The sequence below is a fragment of the Nonomuraea sp. 3-1Str genome, from assembly GCF_031570565.1.
GTDB lineage: Bacteria > Actinomycetota > Actinomycetes > Streptosporangiales > Streptosporangiaceae > Nonomuraea.
Window position 1 is genome coordinate 680,306 of the sequence record NZ_JALHBK010000001.1, and the last position, 18,707, is coordinate 699,012.

Consider the following 18,707-nt stretch of genomic DNA (forward strand, 5'->3'; position numbering starts at 1 on the left):
CCTCACCCGTGAGGTCGGCGCGCTCGCATCGGTCCCGGAGCGTGCTGCCCTCGTCCAGATGCCATCAAGGCGATAGGGGATCAGAACCAGCCTTCTTGCTGGAGAGGAGCAATCGGCGGGCGTCGCGATCCAGGCTGATGATGGTCACCCTGACGCGGTCGCCGACCTGAACGACCTGTTCGGGAGTCTCGACAGGCATGGAGACGAGCTCATCCAAGGGCACCAGGCCCTCGATGCCTTCTACGAGCCTGACGAAGACTCCGAACGGGACGAGCTTGGTCACGGTTCCGCAGAACTCTTGTCCCTCGCGAGCCGCGTCGGCGAACCCCTGGAAAGGATCAGGCTGAAGTGCGCGAAGGGAGAGCCTGGCTTCGCCCTGTGTGGTGTCGAAGCAGAGAACGGAACAGGTGACCCGCTGCCCTACCTCGACGACCTCAGAGACCTCATCGAAATGTCGCCAGGACAGCTCGGGGATCGAGATGAAACCTACCCCTGGATAGACGGGATGCGGCGGCCCATCATCCAGCGCCACGAACACCCCGAACCGCTGCACGTCTGCCACTTCGCCGCCGAGTACCTCGCCAGGGCGGAGTCCTTTCAGGAATGCCCAGAGTTCGGGATTCTCGGTCGCGGCCAGGGACAGGCCGATCCTTTCCCGTTCCTCATCGACATCGATCACTTCGGCGGTGACGCGTCGGCCGACCTGTATGACCTCATCCGACCTGCGGCACCAGGAGACGTCCAAAGGCCCGATGTCCGCCGATGCCAGACCCAGCCGCCCGTCGAGCCTCGCTGCAGCCCCGTGAGGACGTCCCACCTGCGTGATTGTCCCCGAGACGATGTCGCCGACCCGAACCGCCCTCAAGATCTCCATTATGTCTTGATCGTTCGTCGGCCTGTCCACGCTGCCCACTTTGTCATAACCACGGTGATCTCACCCGCTGCAAGTGCCGGGCCATTAGCGGGCCATCAGGAGGGGTGACGAAGGGTCAACCACGGTCACTCAGGACCGGTCCGTTGCCCAGCTCAGCGCCTCATCAGGCCGTAATCGATGCAGTTCCCAAGCTGACAGCGCGTTTCGCTAATCTCAACCTGCCCAACGGAGGCCAGTCAGAGCTTGGAACTGAATCCTGGGCCTTGATCGCCCGGACACACCTCTCCTCCACGAATCCTCCACGAACTGATGATCGGCAAGCGTGACCCTCCCGTAGCAGTCAGGAGTGCCTCATTCGTCACGAATTTCGCAATCATGCACATTCATCCCCGATGCTGGAGGAGTTGCCTGCGACTCTTGGCCATGCTGGGGCTGCGAACGGGTAAGACGACCAGTCGCGCAGGCTACGTTGCCCTCTGGACAGGCGGCGCTCGAGTGCTATACGTATCGAACATATAGCTGTAACCCGCAGAGCACGCTACTCTGGCACAGAGAGCGAAACTAAGGAGCTTTAAGTGGCCGAAGAGAACACGTTGTTCGATGACGAATCCTCAGAAGAAGTGACGCAAGATCAAGAGGAGCCGCTGAATCTCGAACATCGAGAGCGTCGACTGGTTACGCAGCCGTACGACCTCTCTCTAAGCACTCTAGTCGACGACATCAAGAAGGAGCGTCTACTGCTCAATATCGAGTATCAGCGTCAGTACGTATGGGACAGAGCAAAGGCGAGCAGGCTAATCGAAAGCCTCCTGCTCAACATACCTGTTCCCGTTTGCTACTTTGCGGAAAACGAAGATGGTGCCTATGAGGTTATTGATGGATTGCAGAGAATTACAACCATCAGCGACTACCTCGAAGGGAAATTTGAACTTAAGGGGATACCAGTCCTTTCGGAGCTGGAAGGGAAATTCTTTTCCGATCTGACGCTGCGTGACCAGCGACGGCTCAGCGGCCGAACCATCCGCTGCATCGTGATAACTGAGGATTCCGACCCGGATATTAAGTTCGACGTGTTTGAGCGTCTGAATACCGGGTCGGCACGTCTAGGTGCACAAGAGCTCAGGAACTGTATCTACAGAGGCGAGCTAAATGACTTTTTGAGGCGCACGGCCGAAGTTCCATACTTTACAGGAATCCTTAGTGGCATCCGGAACAGGAGAATGGAGTTCGAAGAGCTCGTCTTGCGGTTCTTCTCACTCTATAAGTCCATTGCGGATTATCGCCCTCCGCTTCGTCAATTGCTAAATGGATATATGCGAAACAATCGCATAGCAATCCCAGGGCGGGCCGACATGGATGTCTTCGCCGACGTCTGTCGGACAGTTGCTGAAGTCTTCGGTGACTCCGCCTTCAGACTCCCCGCGCCTAATGGGAGGCCAGCTCCAGGAATGAACAAGGCATTGTTCGATGCGATTATGATCCCCTTCGCGCACGCGGACCGTGAAGCGATCCGTGCTGCGCCTCAAGCCGTTCGTGAAGTCCGTCATCAACTGCTTCAGGACGAAGCATTTCTTTTTGCTATCGGTCGCGCCACGGCTGACCGATCCCGTATGCACTTCCGCGTTTCTAAGTTCTCTGAGGGCCTTGCTGCCCGAGGGATCTCGATTACCCTGCATGAAACGCTTAAGGGTGAGCAATAAATGTCGATCAAGCTTGCGGCATATGGCGACTTCATCAATAGCATCACAGAACTACATCATCTTTTGGCGGTGCGCCCCGTCTCTCCACTTGTTCGGCGAACCGACGAGGCTGTTCAACTAGAAAATGCGGTGCATCGCGCCTGCCTTGTTCTGCTGGTAGCCCACTTTGAAGGCTTCGCAAAGGCAGCATTGAGAGAATATGTTGATGAAATCTGTGTTGTTCGACCGCCCGCACGCAAACTGCCTCCCGCGTTCTTGGAACTCTTTACGCGAGACAGAATTCAGGAGATCGCTTCACTACCGCATGGAGCTGAACGAGTGCATAGAACTAGAAAGCTATTCACAGCATTCTCAATCTTGTGGGATGAAGAGCGCTCCATTGATCCGCAGGTCATTTCAGCTAAGATCCTGGCGCGTCAAATGACAAGCTTGAAGCCTGACGTGCTACGAGAGGCATTTGCGCTGATTGGTATCGACGATATTATCGCCAGCACAACATCCCACCTGTTTGCGGCCGGACTCTCTGTTCGAGTTGACATCAAACTTGAAGAGATTGTCAACAAGAGAAATTCGATAGCGCATGGGGATTATTCAGTAAAGCCAACCTCGACAGAACTAGAGGATTATCTTGAGTTCTTTATGGCTGTCGGAAAAGCCTTCTCCTATTCTGTAGAGAAAGCGATTGCTGATACATGTACCTTAAGGTCGATTGTTTAACACATCGATACAAAACTCGACTGCATCGCGGCCACCGTAGGCCTCTCGGGCTATCTTATCTCGAACACGACGACGGACCTGGTTCCATTCGATCACAGCTGCCTGCTTCTCGTCAGCGGGCGTGACGAGTCAGCGATCAAGCTTCGACGCTTGATTGCGTCGATCAGCGTTCGGTAATGAGCCCGAGCCCTATCATCCGATGCCTCGCGCCCGCCTCGGTCACCCTTCAAGGGTGAAGGCTTGGCGAGCCAGATGATCAGAAACCGGTTCAATCCGGCGCAACGATAAGCAGATCGGCGGGCCAGAGGAATACGACTTTGGAGAAAGAGCCGCCCGAACGCGGTCGCAGGATTTCAATGGTCGTATGAGTGAGGACCAGGTCTGGGCGTATCGGGTGCGGGCCAAGGATCCGGAGTGTCCTATGGAGCGCGTGGAGTACCTTCAGCCGGCTCCGAAGGGACGGTGTCTAGTCCGGTTCCTTGATCGCGATGGACTGGAGGAGTGCGTCCCTAGGAGGCGTCTAGTCGTCCTTTGGGAGGAGCATGAGGCGTGGCTCCAGGACGAACTTCGAATGGCCGCGGTGGTGGAGGTATCAGCGCACGCCGATGAGTCTCCCCAGTATCGGGCCGTGTCGTCGCTGCTAGGAGACCCAGATCTCCTCGAAGGGGTTGACCTAGGTTACGCGCGAAGCGAGCTCTGTACGATTCAGATCCCCAACCTTCAGTCGGTCTGTGCGGCGCTCGGGATGGAGGAGGAGACGCTCCGAAGGGAGCCCTTGTCATTCACGACCAAGGACGGTCTGTTCGTAGGGCCGTGGTCGTTGGCTGTGAAGGTTGCTATGCGCGTGGCTGAGCTCAACGGTGAGGCTGTCATGCAGAAGGTGATCGCGGAGGAAGAGAAGATCGAGCTCGAGTCGGTGCATGGCTGGACCTACACCACCGGACGCGGGCCGACGCGCGAAGAGCACTGGGTACCGCCGACCCGTCTGACCGACTTTCACGCGAAGCAGCTCATGTCCCTGAACATCCTGCGGGAGTGGTGCGGCAAGGAGATCGTTGAGCGGCTGGACGAGTTAGAGGCCTTGCGGGAGGAGGTACGGCGTCTGGGGATGCTCGTCGAGCGTGCCATCGCGGAGCTTAGACGCTGCGGTCAGGGTGCTATCGCCGCCACCATGGAAAGCGACCTTGGCGTGCCAGTATCCACGTTGGTGCTTCGGAGGCGTATGAAGAAGCGGCCTGGCGGTTGACCGGCTCCCTGCTGGGAGGCCGATACTCCTTCCTGGGTGAGAAAGGGCTCCACTCACCTAGATGAGGCCGCAGATCATCTGCTTGCGGTTCGGGGTGAAACTGTGCGGCGAAGTCCTGCAATCGAAGTGTGGGGTCGAGTCGATCCGCTCGCGACAGCGCCCATTCGATCCACTGGTTTGCCGCGCCAGCCATGCCGGCAGCTGTGGAGGAGCGTTCGAGAGCACTGCAAAAGTCGCGGATCTGGCCGGCGATCGACCATTCGATCAATGCGTCCTCGAACACCTTCTGACGGATTTCCTCGATCGCGAGTCCGCGGGCCGCCTCCATTGCCGATTCCCATCTCGCCCGAGTCGCCGCTTCCTCACGCTCCCGCTCCAGCCGCAGCCTTTCCTGCTCGACGAGCCATCTCTCGTGTTGAATTCGCCGCTCCTGCGCGATCTCATCAGCCCGATGGGCCTGCCGCTCGGCTTCGTCGATGACCTCCGCGAGCTTCGCCTCGATCTTGGACCTGCCTTCGTCCGTCCACATCCGAGCGTCTGGCGCACCCGCTGAAAGCTCGAGACGAAGTCGTCCAGATGGCACGGCGTCGTATTCAGGAGGCTTGATCCGCTGCCAGTCATAGGCACGACGCACACGCGGCTCATCCGCCGAGAGACGCCTTGGCACCTCGTCGACCTCCTCGACAATCTTGAGAGAGAACGAGTGCTCACGGACCCGTAGGTACAGCTGGCGGCTCTTCCGAGAGGTCGCCACGGTATGTCCGCGACGTTGCGCCTTTTGCTCAAGCGACCTGATGAGCGCTATGGCGCGTCCGCGGGCGCCTTCACTGACCTTGAGGAAGGGCTGCTCTCGTACGAGCAGCTCTAGCAAGGCCTCTCCTGCTATCTCATCTCGAACGCGGAGACGGATACGGTTCCAATCGGTCGCAGCTTCCGGCCCCTCATCAGCGAGTTTGACGATCAGCGGGCCAATGTCCCGGCCTGTGTGAAGTAGCTGTTTCCCGTCGGGGACCAAGCCCCGGCGCTTGGCTGCGTTGATCGCCTTTCGGTAATCGGCCCGTGTCCTGTCATCTGGTTCTTCGATATGGATCGTCCCATCATTCGCCCGGAGTTCCGCAATGAGCTCGGCCGCGAAGTCTTTCACCGGGCCGGGTTCCGCTGGAGCTTTGGCGACGCTGCTAGATTCTGGACGATCCGGATGGTGCCCGTGCTCGAGATAGAACCTGCCGGCATCTGTCACCTTCGCTTGCCAGGCACCATCACGACGGAGTGTCGTCACCAGACCCCGGTTCCGCAACGCGTACACCGTCGTCGCCAACTCCGGCGTCTTCGAGCCCACCTCGTCCCCGGCGTCCGCTACCCGACGCAACACCGCAAGTTGCCTGGCATTCAATGCCGCCCACCGCTGCATACACCAGAGCGCACACCACTACTACCTCGACTGCAACCCGAATGACCACTTCCGTAACCCTGTCCGCCATCACCGGCGGGGCGGCGGCAGACGGGGTGATCACGAAGTCGAGGTCTCGCTCTCAGGGCAAAGATCGCCCTGGGTTGCAGTTTGGGTTGCAGTTCCACTCTGTACTAGCCCGTTCAACCTGTACCACCGCCTCGTGTCGGTCCAGGTTGAACTGATCGGGACGGCCAAGATCCAAGCTGCTAATGCGGTTTGGTGGCAACACCATCCGGGGTTCAAATCCCCGATCCTCCGCAGGTGAAAGGCCCTTCCCAAGATTCTGGGAAGGGCCTTTCCGCTGTCTGAGGGGCTGTGGGTTGCAGTTGCCCCGTCAGGGCGAGCCCCAGAGGGCCGAGCCCATACGGTCGCTGGCATCTCTCATCTGGAGAGTGGCGACGTGCGTGTAGCGCTTGGTGGTGGTCACGCGTGTGTGGCCGAGGATCTCCTGGACGACGCGGATGTGGACGCCCTGCTCTATCAACTGGTCATTTCCGTTGGCGGAGGGTCGCGAGGTAGACGGCCGTTGAGCTCTCGTAGTAGACGATGTCGGCGAGTTCCCAGCCGGTTCCGTTGGCGAGTTCGGCGAGTTCGCGTGGTGCCAGGCTGAGGTAGTCGAACCAGGGCGTCGCGACGTCGCGGTAGCGGACCCGCATGGTGCGTTGTCCGGCTATGCGGCCCGCCCGGAGGTTCTGTTCGTTGTAGGGCAGGTGCAGGGGATCGGCGGAGTCCGTCAGGTTGCGGCCTTGGCCGACGATGATGGCGCCGGGCGCGGCCATCGCCGCTAGCGCCCGCAGGAATTCCGGCGCCCTTTCCCGGCTCTCCAGCAAACCGAGGTTGGCGCCCAGGAGTAGGAAGCTGTCGTATCGCTCTCCCGTCGCGGCATGCTCGTGGACCGTGCCGAGAACGGCGGAACGTACCCCTTGCCGTCGGCATACTTCGAGCGCGCCCGGTGAGATGTCGATCGCTGTAACGGCGTGGCCCCGATCGAGCAACGCGCGTGCGGCCCGCCCTCCGCCGGCGCCGACGTCCAGAACTCTGCCCTTGAGCAAGTCCAGCGCTTGGCGCTCACCGTCCGGCCATTGGTCGACCGGCGCGATCCATGGTTCGACGGGCACGGGCTTCACCAGTCCATCGCTGCGTTCCGCGATATGGAAGACCGGGGTGGCAGCCGACTCCAGCGATGCGTCGTAAGCATCGCGCAGCATGTCCCCGATCGCGTCCCCGTTACGGGGACCGAATGCCGTCCGTTCTGCCTGCCGGCCTTCTTCCGTTGTCTTGTTGCCGGCCCTATCGTCTGCGACGTCGCCGAGGGCGCGGGCGGTGGGAGCGTTCAACGTGTTCTCTCTGCTGGATCGGGTGAAGGAGCCGATGGTTCGGGGGGAGCCAGCGGCCGAAATGTGACGAAGATCATCAGGACAACCCCGACGCCACACCATGCTCCGATGACGGTAGAGGTGGAGAAGCGTTCGCTGAGGGCGCCGGTGGCCAGGATCGCGGTGCCCTGGGCGATCTGGATGCCGCTGTTCATGACGCCGAACGCCCGGGCCCGGTATTCGGTGGGAAGCACGCTCTTGAACAGCGCCTGAGCAGCGGGCAGCAACAGCGACATGACCACGCCGGAGGCGGTGACCAGCAGCAGCACGCCGGCGAGCGGCGGGTCGAGCAGCGCGGGGACCAGCGTGAGGGGGGCCAGGACCGCTAGGGGGCGGATCAGCCGGGTCCTGGTACGCGAGCGCAGCAGCCGGGTCAGTATCAGGCCGCCGATGGCGACACCGAGCGGGTTCGCGGCCATGATGAGCCCCTGTGCCGCGCCGCCGCCGTCGATTTCGGACGCCCAGGCCGCCGCCAGGCCCTCCGGAACGATCACGAAGGTGACCGTTGCGAAGGTTATGACGGCGATGGCCCGCATCACCGGGTCGCCCAAGACGACGGCGTACCCTTGTCCAGTCTCCCGCCACAGGCCAAGGCGATGGGTGGCACCGAGCGTCGCCGGCCGAAGCTTGACGTAACGGCGCAGCAGGAACGCCGAGCCGACGAAGGTACCGGCGTTCAGCAGCAGCGCGGCATGCGGGTTGTAGCCGGCGATCATTCCTCCGGCGGCGTACCCGAAGACCTGGGCCAGGTGGAAGATGGCGTTGTTGAAGGCGAGGCCGAGCGGGTACAGGTCATCGGCCAGGATGTGCGGGAGCTGAGAGGAACGGGCGGCCTCGAACGGTGGGGCGAACAACCCACTGGCGAACAGCAGCACCAGCAGGACCGCCACAGGCACGCCGGGGATCGCGATCAGCCCGATGAGCGCCGCTCTGACCAGATCGCAGAAGATCATCACTGAGCGCGAGGGATACCGTTCGGCCACTGCCGCGAGTAAGGGCCCTGCGGTGAGCCACGGCAGATACCCCACGGCGAAGGCCGTTGCCGAGGCCAGCACCGAGCCGGTGCGATCGAAGACCAGCAGCGCTACCGCGGCTTTGCACAGATAGTCCCCGATCCAGGAGAGCACGCTCGCGGCGAAGACTGCACGGTACTCCACCAGAACGAACAGATCCCGATAGCCCGCCGGCCGTTCCTCATCCGTCGCCGGACGCCTCATCCATTCTCCGCAATGCGCTTCATGAAGAGGGCCGGCTCACCGCCGAAGCCTGTGTGCCGGCCTCCTGGATCAATCCCAGACGGTGTCCTTGCGGGTCATGAGGCACCTCCCTCTCGGCTCTTCAGCATGCTGACGAACTCAGCATCTTCAGCAACTAGATCATCTAGTCACATACACCACCTTTTCGGCAACCCTCGAATGTCTGCGCCCTCGTGACCAGAGCCCCGAACGATAGAGGTGTAGCTCGCCCTTAGCGACGGCCGCGATCAAGCGGTGAGGGCATGTCCCTCCAGGTAGCGGTTCTGGTGGACACGTTCGTATTGTCGAGCGAGGTGGTGGCGCAAGTGCCTCGCTCCCGATCCTGCCTCGCCGAGGTGCACCCCGCCGGCCAGCTCGACTGGTCCAAAGCGGTTATCGACAGCGTCCACGTCCGGGCGCTCAAGGGCTCCCCCAAACGGGGCCGAGCCCGGTCGCCTGCGTATCCGCTGGAAGGGCTTGCGACGACATCCACGAGACGTACATGACGCTTGCTGACGCGATCATTTGTCGGCGGCGCCTCGTCCGCTGATCTTTCTGTTAGGACCTCTGAGAGCCTGCTGGCAAAGGGATTTGGTGTTGGAGTCCGACAGAGATCCCCAGAGGGTCGGCTGGCACTCCTCCCAGGTGCGCAGGCACGGCCAGCCTCTGCGCCGCGCTCTTCTCACGAATCCGGGCCGATCGGACGGCATGGTACGTTCGAAGACTTTGTTCGTATCGAAAGGCACGCTATGGACGCTCTCTCCCTGCACAACCGGTTCCTCAGCGACGCGCTTCCTCGGATTCAGCAAGATCCGAGAGTGGCCGGTGTTGCCATCGCGGGGTCGATCGCCAGAGGACACCCCGATATCTTCTCCGATGTCGATCTCATCGTGGTCATCGACGACGAGGCGTTCGACCGGGTTATGAAGGAGCGTCTTGAGCTGATCGGCTCGTGGGCCGCCCTGGTGGCGGGGTTCACCGGGGAGCACGTCGGCGAACCCCGCCTGATCATCACGCTCGTCGGGCCGCCCCTCCTCCATGTCGACTTCAAGTTCGTGCGGGCCTCCGACTTCGCCGAGCGAGTTGAGGACCCGGACATCCTGTGGGACCGAGACGGCAACCTGGCCGCCTCTCTGGCGGAGCATCCGCCGACGGACCCGTCGCTCGACCTCCAGTGGATCGAGGACCGATTCTGGGTCTGGGTGCACTACGGCGCGACGAAACTTGGCCGCGGCGAACTGTTCGAGGTCATCGGCTTCCTCAGCTACCTGCGCGAGGCCGTGCTGAGTCCTCTGGCCGCTCGGCGGATGGGTGCGTCACCGCGGGGTGTCCGCCACCTCGAATCCATCGCACCGGATGAGGCGCGCGCCCTTCAGGCAACCCTCTGCGGTTACGACCGGCACGACGCCGGTCGGGCTCTGCTCGCCTGCGTCGAGCTCTACCGGCAGTGGCTCGACGACCCCGCAGCGGTGATCGAACCCCGTCGCCACGCCGAAAAGCTCGCCGTGCAGTACCTCCACGACGTCATCGATCAGGTGAGCTGACCAGCCATCCCATCACGCACCGTCTGACAGACGCCGCCCCGCAGGAGACGTTTGGAGGCGCCGAGGCTGACGCCGCTCCTGGTAGCTGAGGTGTTGTCTACGCAACTCGGCGACCAGGAGCCCGTGGTTGTCTGTCTACACGCCCGCGTCCTCGAATGCCAGCGAGTGCGCTTCACCGGGGTGCCGATGTCATGGCCGCAAGCCGTCGTATCCGTCGGATCTGACCGATGCCGAGTGGGCGGTGCTGGAAGTTGAGGCGCGGGCGATGATGGCCGGACTGGTCGCGGCCACGGGCAGGCCGATGGTGCATGACCTGCGGGCGGTGCTGGACGCGATCGGCTATGTGGCCCGGTACGGGATCGAGTGGCGGGCCCTGCCGGTCGACTTCCCCCCGCACGAGGCGGTGTACGCGTTCTTCCTGCGGTGGTCCGGGCGTGGTCTGCCCGAACGGCTCGTCGGGCGGTTACGCGGCCGTCTGCGCATCATGGCCGGACGCGGCGAACTGCCGACGGCCGGGTGCATCGACTCCCAGACGATCAGGGCGGCCGAGACCGTCGGGGCCGCGGTCTGCGGTTATGACGCGGGCAAGAAGCTGAAGGGACAGAAGCGGCATATCGCGGTCGACACGCTCGGACTGCTCCTGTGCGTGATCGTCACCGCCGCGTCGGTCCAGGACCGTGACGGCGCATACCCGTTGCTGGCCCGGCTGCGGGAGAAGTTCTCCACCATCGCGCTGGTATGGGCGGACGGCGGCTACGCCGGACGCCTGCTCACCTGGGCGCGCGACGTGCTCCACCTGACCGTCACGATCGTCAAGCGCTCTGATGACCTGCGCGGTTTCGTCGTGTTGCCGCGTAGGTGGGGGGCGGAACGAACATTCGCCTGGCTGACTCGTTATCGCCGGCTGGCGCGGATCTACGAACGCAAGCCCGAGCACCACGAAGCCATGATCTGGTGGGCCAACGTACACCGGATGACCCGCCGCCTGACCCGAGAACTGGCAGGTCAACCACCCCATGGCCGCTGGAGCGACCCGTCCCCGCTGCCAGAGCTGTCCAGTCCCGACCGGCGTGGCAAGGTCCTGGAACTCCTGGCCGCTCAGCCCTGGCGAGCCTGGAAAGGGGCCGAGCTGGCCACCATCCTCGGAATCGAGAACATCAACAGCTGCCGCGTCCAACTGTCCCAATGGTCCCACCAGGGCTACATCAACAAGATCGGACCAGCCCTCTACGGACCCATGCCCACGAGCACTTAAGAGCTGCTAACGCAATGAGTTGAGGCGTCGCCAGCAGATGAGTGCACAGGCCAGTTTGAGGAAGGGCTCGTGGATGTCGGCGCGGATCTCCCATCGGATGCGCAGGCGGCGAAAAGCATGCAGCAGGGCGAAGGTCTGCTCGACGACCCAGCGGTGTTTGCCCAGGCCTGAGCCGTGTTCGGTGCCGCGGCGGGCGATCAGCGGCCGGATCTGGAGTTCTCGCACCAGCCGGCGGTACTTGTCGTGGTCGTAGCCGCGATCGGCGAGGACGACGTCGGGGCGTTGCCGGGGACGGCCGCGCTTGCCGCGCACCTTCGGGATCGCATCCAGCAGCGGGCGTAGCTGGGTGACGTCGTTGCGGTTGGCGCCGGTCAAGATGACGGCGAGCGGGATGCCGGTGGCCTCGGTGATCAGGTGGTGCTTGCTGCCGGCCCTTCCTCGATCGACTGGAGACGGGCCGGTCTGCGGCCCCCTTTTAACGCTCTGATCTGGGAAGAGTCCACTGCGGCCCGGGAGAAGTCGAGAGCGTCGGCTGCCCGGAGCCGATCGAGCACCACCTCATGCAAGCGCTGCCACACTCCGGCCTTGTTCCACTCCGCCAGACGCCGCCAGCACGTCATACCGGAGCCGTAGCCGAGTTCTTGCGGCAGATGCTCCCAGGCGATACCGGTATGCAGGACGAACAAGATGCCCTGCAAGGCCAGCCGGTCATCGAGCCGCTTGCGGCCGGGATGCCGGAATCGGCGCTGACGCTGGGGCAGCAGCGGTTCGAGCACCGCCCACAGCTCGTCGCTGACCTCCCATGGCTTCAGCTTCGCCAACTGTGCTCCTCTCCCTCGGCTACAGCGAGAGATCAAAGCACAACAAAGATCATTCTGTTAGGCCTTCTTAAGCCTTTGTCAGCAGGCTCTGAGACCCGAGCTGCTGATGCGGTTTGGTGGAAACACCATCCGGGTTCAAATTCCCGATCCTCCGCAGGTAGAAGGCCCTCGCGTCAGTTACGGGAAGAGGGCCTTTGATCTTTTCGGGGCGTCATAGTTGCACTGCTGGTTGCAACGGCTACGGATTTCCCCAGAGTGCGGAGGCGAGGCGCTCCCCCTCGCCGCGCATCAGCGGTGTTCATACGTGGGTGTATAGCTCGGTGGTCGTGACTCTCGTGTGGCCGAGGACCTGCTGGACGACACGGATGTTCACGCTCTACTCGATGAGGAGCGTCGCGGCGGTGTCGCGGGCGTCGTGGACGCGGACGTCTCGGACGCCGGCCTGCTTGAGAATGGCCTTCCAGAGCCTCCAGTCCTCGGTTCGTTCGACAGGAGTGCCGTGCTTGGTGGCGAACACCAAGTCGTGGTGCTGCCAGCGCTCCCCCGCTTTCTCACGCTCGACGTCCTGGATCTCCCGGTGTGCCTTGAGCTGGGCGAGGAGTTCGGGCGGGCACTGGAGAGTGAACTTGCTCTTGCCTTTGCGCTGACGGAAGACCAGGCCACCGCCGGTGCGCTTGGGGCACTTGTCCGCGTGACCGGTGCAGTCCTTGAGGCAGGGCCGCTTGTAGCAGACGTGGCCGGGCTGGACGCAGTTCGGCTTGCAGGTCGGCCGGTGGCCGTGGATCTTGCATTTCTTGTGGCATGGCCTGCGGTGCAACTTCTCGCCGCAGGCGTGCGGGTCGTCGCAGCCGTGCCTCCATTCTTGGCGCTGCACCTGGAACCATGCGCGGATCTCACCGGTGTCCATGTCGATGTACGACCAGCGGAGCCCGAGGGCCTCGCCCTGGCGGATGCCGAGCGCCAGGGCCACGGACCAGCGGGCGCCGTTCCTCTTGGGCCTGGCCACGTCGAAGGTGCCTCTACCAGGGTGGCCACGTTCCGTGTGACCTTGTCCCGGCGGACGGCCACCTTGAGGGCGCGAGAGAGGATGCGGTGCACCTTGAGGACCGTGCTTGTGGACAGGCCCTTGTCGAGCATGGTCGTGTACGCCGTGTCGAGGTGCTCAGGGGCAAGCCGGTTCAGCCGGTGCCGGCCGAGGAGCGGGATGATCCAGTGGCGGGTCTTGGAGCGGTAGTCCGCCAGCGTCCGCCTGCGGCCGGGTCGCCCGGTTGGTGCCGTAGGGGAGAGCCGGGCGGGCCGTGGGTCCCAACGTTGTCGCCAGGGCATCGGCCCGGCGACCGGTGGCGGGTCGCCGGGCCGGTAACCGGTGGTCAGCTCGGGATTGCGCTGCCCTCGCAACCTTTGCCGATCCGGCCCGTCTCGAAGTAGCGCACCACGTCGGTGGCGCACTCGGGCACCCGGGTGGTCGACACGTGCACGTCGTCGGCGACCGTGTAGACGGTGCCGCCGATGGCGCGCTGCGTCTGCAGCGTCCAGCCGTAGACGGACATGAACTCATACAGGTGCCCCGCCAGCACCAGCGACCCGCTACCCCGCTTCAACGTGGCCTGCTGCACCGGCAACGGCCAGCCGGAACACAGGGAAGTCAGTCCCCAGGACCGGCCGGTCGCCGGATGCCGCTTCACGAGCTGCTGATAGTCACGCCAGGCGGTGTCGAAACCGGGCCGGCTGCTGTCCTCGTTGCACGCGACGGCCAAGTTCATGGTCATGTTCTGCGTTTCGGGCGCGCCGGGCACGGGCGTCCCCATCATCGGTGCGCCGAGCAGGTCCTTGACGGTGGGCGGGGCGGTGGTGCCCGTCGCCGTCCGCAGTTCGGCCAGCGCCTTGCCCGCGCGCACCCACTCGGTCGAGTTGCGCTTGGCCAGATCGGCGACGGCCGAGCCGTCGATGGGCCGCTGCAGGTCGGTGTAGGTCTTGGGGCTCTTGTCGTACGCGCGGACCAGCTTCGCCACCTCCTCGCGCACCTTCCGTGCGGTGGCGCCGAGACCGTAGGTTTCGTCGCGGTCGGCAAGCCAGGCGGCCATGCGCCCGAAGTCACGCTCGGCCGCGTCCGCGCTGTCCTTGATGTGCCGGTCGAAACGAGTCCACGGCGGCGCTGGGCTGTCCAGAAAGGCCCGTCCGGTGTGCTGGGGGAACTGGCTGCGGTACACCATGCCCAGATAGGTGCCCCAGGAGAAACCGAGCAGGTTGAGCGTGCGCTCACCCAACGCGGCCCGTACCAGGTCCAGGTCCTTGGCCACGTTCTCGGTGGTGAGCTGTCCGAGGAAGGCGGGGTCAGAGCGTCCGCAATCCTGGTTGGCGGCGACCTGCCCGCCGTATATCTTCCTGGCCGCCTCCTTGGTCAACGTGCCGGGCTCCTGCGGGCCGTTTGGCGAGAAGGTGCAGGCGACCTTGGTGCTGTAACCCACCCCGCGCGGGTCGAAGCCGATGATGTCGTATCGCTCGTTGAGCTTGGCCATCTGCTCGTTCCTGAGGACGACCCGCAGGACCGGGTCCAGGTACCCGCTGCCGCCCGGCCCTCCCGGCAGGACGGCGGTGGCGCCGAGCCGGTGGGCCTTGTCTGTGGCGGCCAGCCGGGTCACCGCGATGTCGATCTTCCGTCCGGCGGGGTCGCGATGGTTCAGCGGGACGCTGACCGTGCCGCATTCCAGGCGCTTCATCAGGGTGCGGAAGGCCGGAATCTGCTCCTCCGTCACGCGCAGGCTCCGGATCACCTCGTCGGAGTAGGTCGGACAGGATGTCCACTGGACGGACGACACGCCGGAGTTCGGCCTGGAGTTCGCCGTTGCGCTCGCGCTGGCATCAGCGGTGGCGCCTGCCATGGAAGGATGCGCCACTAGCCCCGCCAGCGCCAGTGCCATCAGTGATGTTCGGTACGTCATACGGATCAGAAGTAGCGGTGGTTTTGCTAGATCAACGTAAAGAGCGGTAGGACTGCGCCGAGCGCGGAGACAAGTCCGCGCAGCCCGACAAGCGTTGATCGTTTCGTGGTGCAGCCAGATCTCGGAGTCGTCCCGGCCAGGCGTATCCACTGAACATTCTCTCCGCGCTCAACACTGCGGGTGGTGGAGAAGATCAGACGCGGTAGTGGCGGAACGCGGTGACGGCGCTGACGCCGAGGATGGCGGAGATCTCGTGCCAGGTGGCGCCCGCGGAGCGGTCTGCGGCGACGGCTGCGGCCAGGATGGTGCGGGCCTGGCTGAGCAGGGGAGGGCTGCGGCGGTGTAGCCGGCGATGGGGCCTTTGATCCAGCCGGTCTGCTGGGTCGGGCTGGAGAGGTCTTCTTCCCGCAGGTTGAGGATGAGTTAGCTGGTGGCGTGGGTCAGGCGCTCGACTCGCTGGCGAAGGTGTCGTCGCCTGTGACGGGTGCTGCCTTGGCGTTGGTGTTGCTGGTTGACCCACCGAACAGTGTGGTTGGCGTGCCCGATGAGGCGGGGAAGCGGGGGGAATGGTGGGGAGTCACGGGGAATGCCACCCGCATGCTGAGCTGCGTCTTCCCTGGTGAAGCAAGATCGGCGTGCGTCTTTGCAAGCAGGATGTCAGCAAACGTTACACTCCCAGAGCTCCGCGGCGCCTCTCGCTGAACATGCCCATGTCACGGCGGTTCGCCACGAACAGGTTGATGTCAGGGAGGTCTTCGAGCGTCAGATGGATTTGACCCAAGAGCGGGCGGCTTTCGCCGGCATGCCGAGTTCGACTTGTGCGAGTTGGATTGCTTGCTCCTCATACCGGCGGACCTTGAGCTGGCGGACGCGCCCGGTCAGTTCCTCGGCTCTGAACCTGTCGATGTATCGGAGTACGCGACGCTGCCTGAAGGTCCGGATGACGCCCACCACCCACAAGACGAAGACGCAGAGGAACAGTCCGGGGACAGCTAAGCCGACGATTTCAAAGAGCGTGAGGTCGGGCACAAGATGATCATAAGGTCCTTGGCCGTCGTCCCGAAGGCTCCCGTAGATATGATCGCCATGGGTTGCAGTTTGGGTTGCAGTTCCCCGTCGTTCCATCGCGTTCCTCCCAGACCGTTGAGTCGCATTGGCCCACATGGGACAACCTGGAACGGCCCAGCTCCGAGCTGCTAATGCGGTTTGGTGGCAACACCATCCGGGGTTCAAATCCCCGATCCTCCGCAGGTGAATGGCCCTCTCCCAGATCTGGGAGAGGGCCTTTCTGCTCTTCTGCGGGCACCGGGGTCGCAGTTGGCCTTCAAGGAGCGCCCGGCGATGCCGCCGGTGTTGCCGGTTGTTCGAGTTGGATCGTGGACTCCTCGGACAGGTGGCGGCGCTCGCGTGACCGCCGCTCGTTGCACATGTTCGGTCGCTGCGTCAGCGGTGTCGCCGGTACTGCAGATATATGATCCCGCTGCTGGAGGCGGTGCTGGAGACCAGGTCGAGCTGGTAGGACTTGGGGACGCCGTCGAACAGCCGGGTGCCCTCGCCCGCAACGTAGGGGAACATGCTCACCTGTAGCTCGTCGATCAGGTCGAGCCGCATGAGCGACCGCCAGAGGCTGACGCCGCCCCAGACCACGATGTGGCCGTCGCCGCCCAGTCTGAGCTTGTCGATCTCTTCTGCCGTGTCACCAGCGGCGACAGTGGTGTTGGCCCAGTCGGCCGTCTTCAGGGTCCGGGAGAAGACGACCTTGCGCCCGGCGTTCAGGATGTCGGCGAACGGGTGGTCGGTGGACGTTGTCATGGCCCCGGCCATGCCCTCGTAGGCGGTGCGGCCCATGACATGCGCGTAGGCGCTCTGGAGGAAGTCGAGGTGCGCCGGGGCGTCGGGCTCACGGTTCTCGGGCAGGTCGAAGCAGAACTTCCAGAACTCGGTGCCCTCGTCGGCGAGAAGGCCGTCGAGGGAGTAGTTGAACACTGTCGCTATCAGCTTCCGCATGATCAGAACTCCGTGGTCTCGGGTCGTCCGGGGACCGTGCCTGCCAGGGGCACGTGCGTGTGCCGGGCCGCAGCGCTCGCGTGGCCGCGGCGTCTGTGGCCTGCCGCTGATGCTGTAGACGGCACTGCCGCCCGAAAGTCATCGGTGCCCGGTCTACTGGCTGGTTGCACGCTCAGGTACCGGGACGTCTTGGAGCAGTGCGCGGCAAGACCAGGCCGCCGCCGGTGGCGCGCCGATGTCCGCCATCGGTTACGGAGAGCGCGTCCGCCTCAAGCGAGGCTCCCTGCTCGTGATGTCGGTCGCATGCCCTAGGAGCTGTTTAAGGTTCAGATCTTGGTGAGGGTCGGAGGTGGGCTGGCCGTGGCTGGTAGAACTCGGCTGTGGCGCGCTTCGATGTGACCGATGCCGAGTGGGCGTTGATCGAGCCGTATCTGCCGGTGGCGGCTACCGGGCCGCTGCCGAGGCGGGTGCGTGATCAGTTCAATGGGATCTTGTGGCGGTTTCGTACCGGGTCGGGCTGGCGTGACGTGCCAGAACGGTACGGGTCGTGGTCGACGGTCTACTCCCGGTTCAACGGCTGGGCCAAGGCCGGGGTGTTCCAGCACCTGATGGACGCGCTGATCGCCGAGGCCGCATCGCGCGGGCAGGTCGGGCTGGAACTGGTCCGCGTGGACTCCACGATCGTGCGGGCGCATCAGGAGTCGGCCGGGCTGGCGGTGGCAGGGGAGACCCTGGATGCGCTGGAGCAGGCGCTGACCGAGAAAAAGGGGGCTCCGCTGCCGGAGCAGCCGCCAGTGCTGCGGGTGATGCACCGCAGGCCACACCCCGGCCGGCGCGTCACCGCCGCACGAGCATGCTGCCGTCCGGCGGCGCCGCAGGGCGCGGGCGAAGGCTGCCGCGCTCGGCCGATCCCGGGGCGCACTGAGCAGCAAGATCCATGCTGCGGTCGATGCCGCCGGGCTGCCGCTGGTGTTCGTCCTCACGCCCGGCCAGGCCGCCGACTGCCCGCGATTCACCACAGTCCTGGACAAGATCCGCGTGGCCGGTCCGGTGGGCCGGCCCCGGACCCGCCCGGCCGCGGTGGCCTCGGACAAGGCCTACTCCTCCAAGGCCAACCGCGACTATCTGCGCCGCCGCCGGATCGGCGCGGTCATCCCGGAGAAGAAGGACCAGCAGGCCAACCGGAAGAAGCAGGGCTCGGCCGGTGGGCGGCCCGTTGCCTTCGATCCGTACCGCTATCGGCAGCGCAACACCGTCGAACGCTGCTTCCAGAAGATCAAGGCCTGGCGTGGCCTGGCGACTCGCTACGACAAGGCCCCGGAAAGCTACGAGGCTGAGCTCTATCTTCGGGGCTCGATCATGTGGTTACGGCTCCTCACCTCAACCACATGATCCGAACTTCAAACAGCCCCTAGGCAGTGTTTTGTGGATCAGGAGGCGTGTTCAGCCGCCGGATTCGCCGATTCGGGCAGCGTGGTGAGCTCGGGTGTGGCTCGATGGGTACATGGTTCGTCGCCATGAGTTAACGGACGCTGCA

The 18,707-nt window shown here is 63.9% G+C and carries 14 protein-coding genes and 2 pseudogenes; 6 read left to right on the top strand and 10 right to left on the bottom strand.

The window, feature by feature from the left end; all coding sequences use genetic code 11:
• Nucleotides 1-64 precede the first annotated feature (64 nt).
• A complete protein-coding gene (locus tag MTP10_RS03590; RefSeq protein ID WP_310707492.1) occupies nucleotides 65-904 on the bottom strand; it encodes a S1 RNA-binding domain-containing protein in 840 nt (279 codons plus the stop codon).
• A 545-nt stretch (nucleotides 905-1,449) separates the two neighbouring features.
• On the opposite strand from MTP10_RS03590, the gene MTP10_RS03595 reads away from it, so the two are divergent.
• From MTP10_RS03595 to MTP10_RS03605, 3 genes are all read left to right on the top strand, one after another.
• Nucleotides 1,450-2,574: a DUF262 domain-containing protein gene (locus MTP10_RS03595; RefSeq protein WP_310707493.1), complete on the top strand. Its 1,125-nt coding sequence runs from the start codon at nucleotides 1,450-1,452 to the stop codon at nucleotides 2,572-2,574.
• The gene (locus MTP10_RS03600) at nucleotides 2,575-3,291 is read left to right on the top strand and encodes an MAE_28990/MAE_18760 family HEPN-like nuclease (protein ID WP_310707495.1); all 717 of its coding nucleotides are present in this window, start codon (nucleotides 2,575-2,577) and stop codon (nucleotides 3,289-3,291) included.
• 364 nt (nucleotides 3,292-3,655) lie between these two features.
• Nucleotides 3,656-4,537: a hypothetical protein gene (locus tag MTP10_RS03605; RefSeq protein ID WP_310707496.1), complete on the top strand. Its 882-nt coding sequence runs from the start codon at nucleotides 3,656-3,658 to the stop codon at nucleotides 4,535-4,537.
• Here the strand turns inward: MTP10_RS03605 and MTP10_RS03610 are convergent.
• From MTP10_RS03610 to MTP10_RS03625, 4 genes are all read right to left on the bottom strand, one after another.
• Nucleotides 4,449-5,948, bottom strand: coding sequence for a hypothetical protein (locus tag MTP10_RS03610; protein ID WP_310707497.1), 1,500 nt, complete (start codon nucleotides 5,946-5,948; stop codon nucleotides 4,449-4,451). The genes MTP10_RS03605 and MTP10_RS03610 overlap by 89 nt on opposite strands.
• A gap of 376 nt (nucleotides 5,949-6,324) precedes the next feature.
• Nucleotides 6,325-6,474, bottom strand: a complete 150-nt coding sequence (locus MTP10_RS03615; protein ID WP_310707498.1) for a tyrosine-type recombinase/integrase — start codon at nucleotides 6,472-6,474, stop codon at nucleotides 6,325-6,327.
• 4 nt (nucleotides 6,475-6,478) lie between these two features.
• The gene (locus MTP10_RS03620) at nucleotides 6,479-7,327 is read right to left on the bottom strand and encodes a methyltransferase domain-containing protein (protein ID WP_310707500.1); all 849 of its coding nucleotides are present in this window, start codon (nucleotides 7,325-7,327) and stop codon (nucleotides 6,479-6,481) included.
• Entirely contained in the window at nucleotides 7,324-8,583 is a 1,260-nt protein-coding gene (locus MTP10_RS03625; protein ID WP_310707501.1) for an MFS transporter, read from the bottom strand. Before MTP10_RS03625 ends, MTP10_RS03620 begins: the two co-directional genes overlap by 4 nt.
• Before the next feature lie 767 nt (nucleotides 8,584-9,350).
• Between MTP10_RS03625 and MTP10_RS03630 the strand changes: the two genes are divergently transcribed.
• Entirely contained in the window at nucleotides 9,351-10,145 is a 795-nt protein-coding gene (locus MTP10_RS03630) for a nucleotidyltransferase domain-containing protein (RefSeq protein WP_310707506.1), read from the top strand.
• Nucleotides 10,146-10,272: 127 nt separating this feature from the next.
• Nucleotides 10,273-11,133, top strand: a pseudogene (locus MTP10_RS03635) (IS5 family transposase); the annotation flags it as partial.
• A 273-nt stretch (nucleotides 11,134-11,406) separates the two neighbouring features.
• Here the strand turns inward: MTP10_RS03635 and MTP10_RS03640 are convergent.
• From MTP10_RS03640 to MTP10_RS03660, 5 genes are all read right to left on the bottom strand, one after another.
• A protein-coding gene (locus MTP10_RS03640; protein WP_397334413.1) for an IS5 family transposase occupies nucleotides 11,407-12,212 on the bottom strand; the annotation gives its coding sequence in 2 pieces (ribosomal slippage) (nucleotides 11,407-11,864 and nucleotides 11,864-12,212; 807 coding nt in all).
• A 385-nt stretch (nucleotides 12,213-12,597) separates the two neighbouring features.
• On the bottom strand, nucleotides 12,598-13,227 hold the full coding sequence (locus tag MTP10_RS03645) for a tyrosine-type recombinase/integrase (protein ID WP_310707508.1): 630 nt from the start codon (nucleotides 13,225-13,227) through the stop codon (nucleotides 12,598-12,600).
• Between the two features lie 364 nt (nucleotides 13,228-13,591).
• Complete coding sequence (locus MTP10_RS03650) at nucleotides 13,592-15,142, bottom strand: alpha/beta fold hydrolase (protein ID WP_310707509.1); 1,551 nt, start codon at nucleotides 15,140-15,142, stop codon at nucleotides 13,592-13,594.
• 783 nt (nucleotides 15,143-15,925) lie between these two features.
• Nucleotides 15,926-16,192: a hypothetical protein gene (locus tag MTP10_RS03655; protein ID WP_310707510.1), complete on the bottom strand. Its 267-nt coding sequence runs from the start codon at nucleotides 16,190-16,192 to the stop codon at nucleotides 15,926-15,928.
• A 414-nt stretch (nucleotides 16,193-16,606) separates the two neighbouring features.
• Nucleotides 16,607-17,170 carry a dihydrofolate reductase family protein gene (locus MTP10_RS03660; protein ID WP_310707511.1) on the bottom strand — a complete coding sequence of 188 codons (564 nt, stop codon included), beginning with the start codon at nucleotides 17,168-17,170 and terminating at the stop codon, nucleotides 16,607-16,609.
• A gap of 380 nt (nucleotides 17,171-17,550) precedes the next feature.
• On the opposite strand from MTP10_RS03660, the pseudogene MTP10_RS03665 reads away from it, so the two are divergent.
• Nucleotides 17,551-18,562, top strand: a pseudogene (locus MTP10_RS03665) (IS5 family transposase).
• The last annotated feature ends 145 nt before the right edge of the window (nucleotides 18,563-18,707 follow it).

What these genes read in the sequence shown, in the direction of transcription:
- MTP10_RS03600 (WP_310707495.1), top strand. Translation starts at nt 2,575, where the DNA reads ATGTCGATCAAGCTTGCGGCATATGGCGACTTCATCAATAGCATCACA.
- MTP10_RS03605 (WP_310707496.1), top strand. Translation starts at nt 3,656, where the DNA reads ATGAGTGAGGACCAGGTCTGGGCGTATCGGGTGCGGGCCAAGGATCCG.
- MTP10_RS03610 (WP_310707497.1), bottom strand. Translation starts at nt 5,948, where the DNA reads ATGCAGCGGTGGGCGGCATTGAATGCCAGGCAACTTGCGGTGTTGCGT.
- MTP10_RS03625 (WP_310707501.1), bottom strand. Translation starts at nt 8,583, where the DNA reads ATGAGGCGTCCGGCGACGGATGAGGAACGGCCGGCGGGCTATCGGGAT.
- MTP10_RS03630 (WP_310707506.1), top strand. Translation starts at nt 9,351, where the DNA reads ATGGACGCTCTCTCCCTGCACAACCGGTTCCTCAGCGACGCGCTTCCT.
- MTP10_RS03650 (WP_310707509.1), bottom strand. Translation starts at nt 15,142, where the DNA reads ATGGCACTGGCGCTGGCGGGGCTAGTGGCGCATCCTTCCATGGCAGGC.
- MTP10_RS03660 (WP_310707511.1), bottom strand. Translation starts at nt 17,170, where the DNA reads ATGCGGAAGCTGATAGCGACAGTGTTCAACTACTCCCTCGACGGCCTT.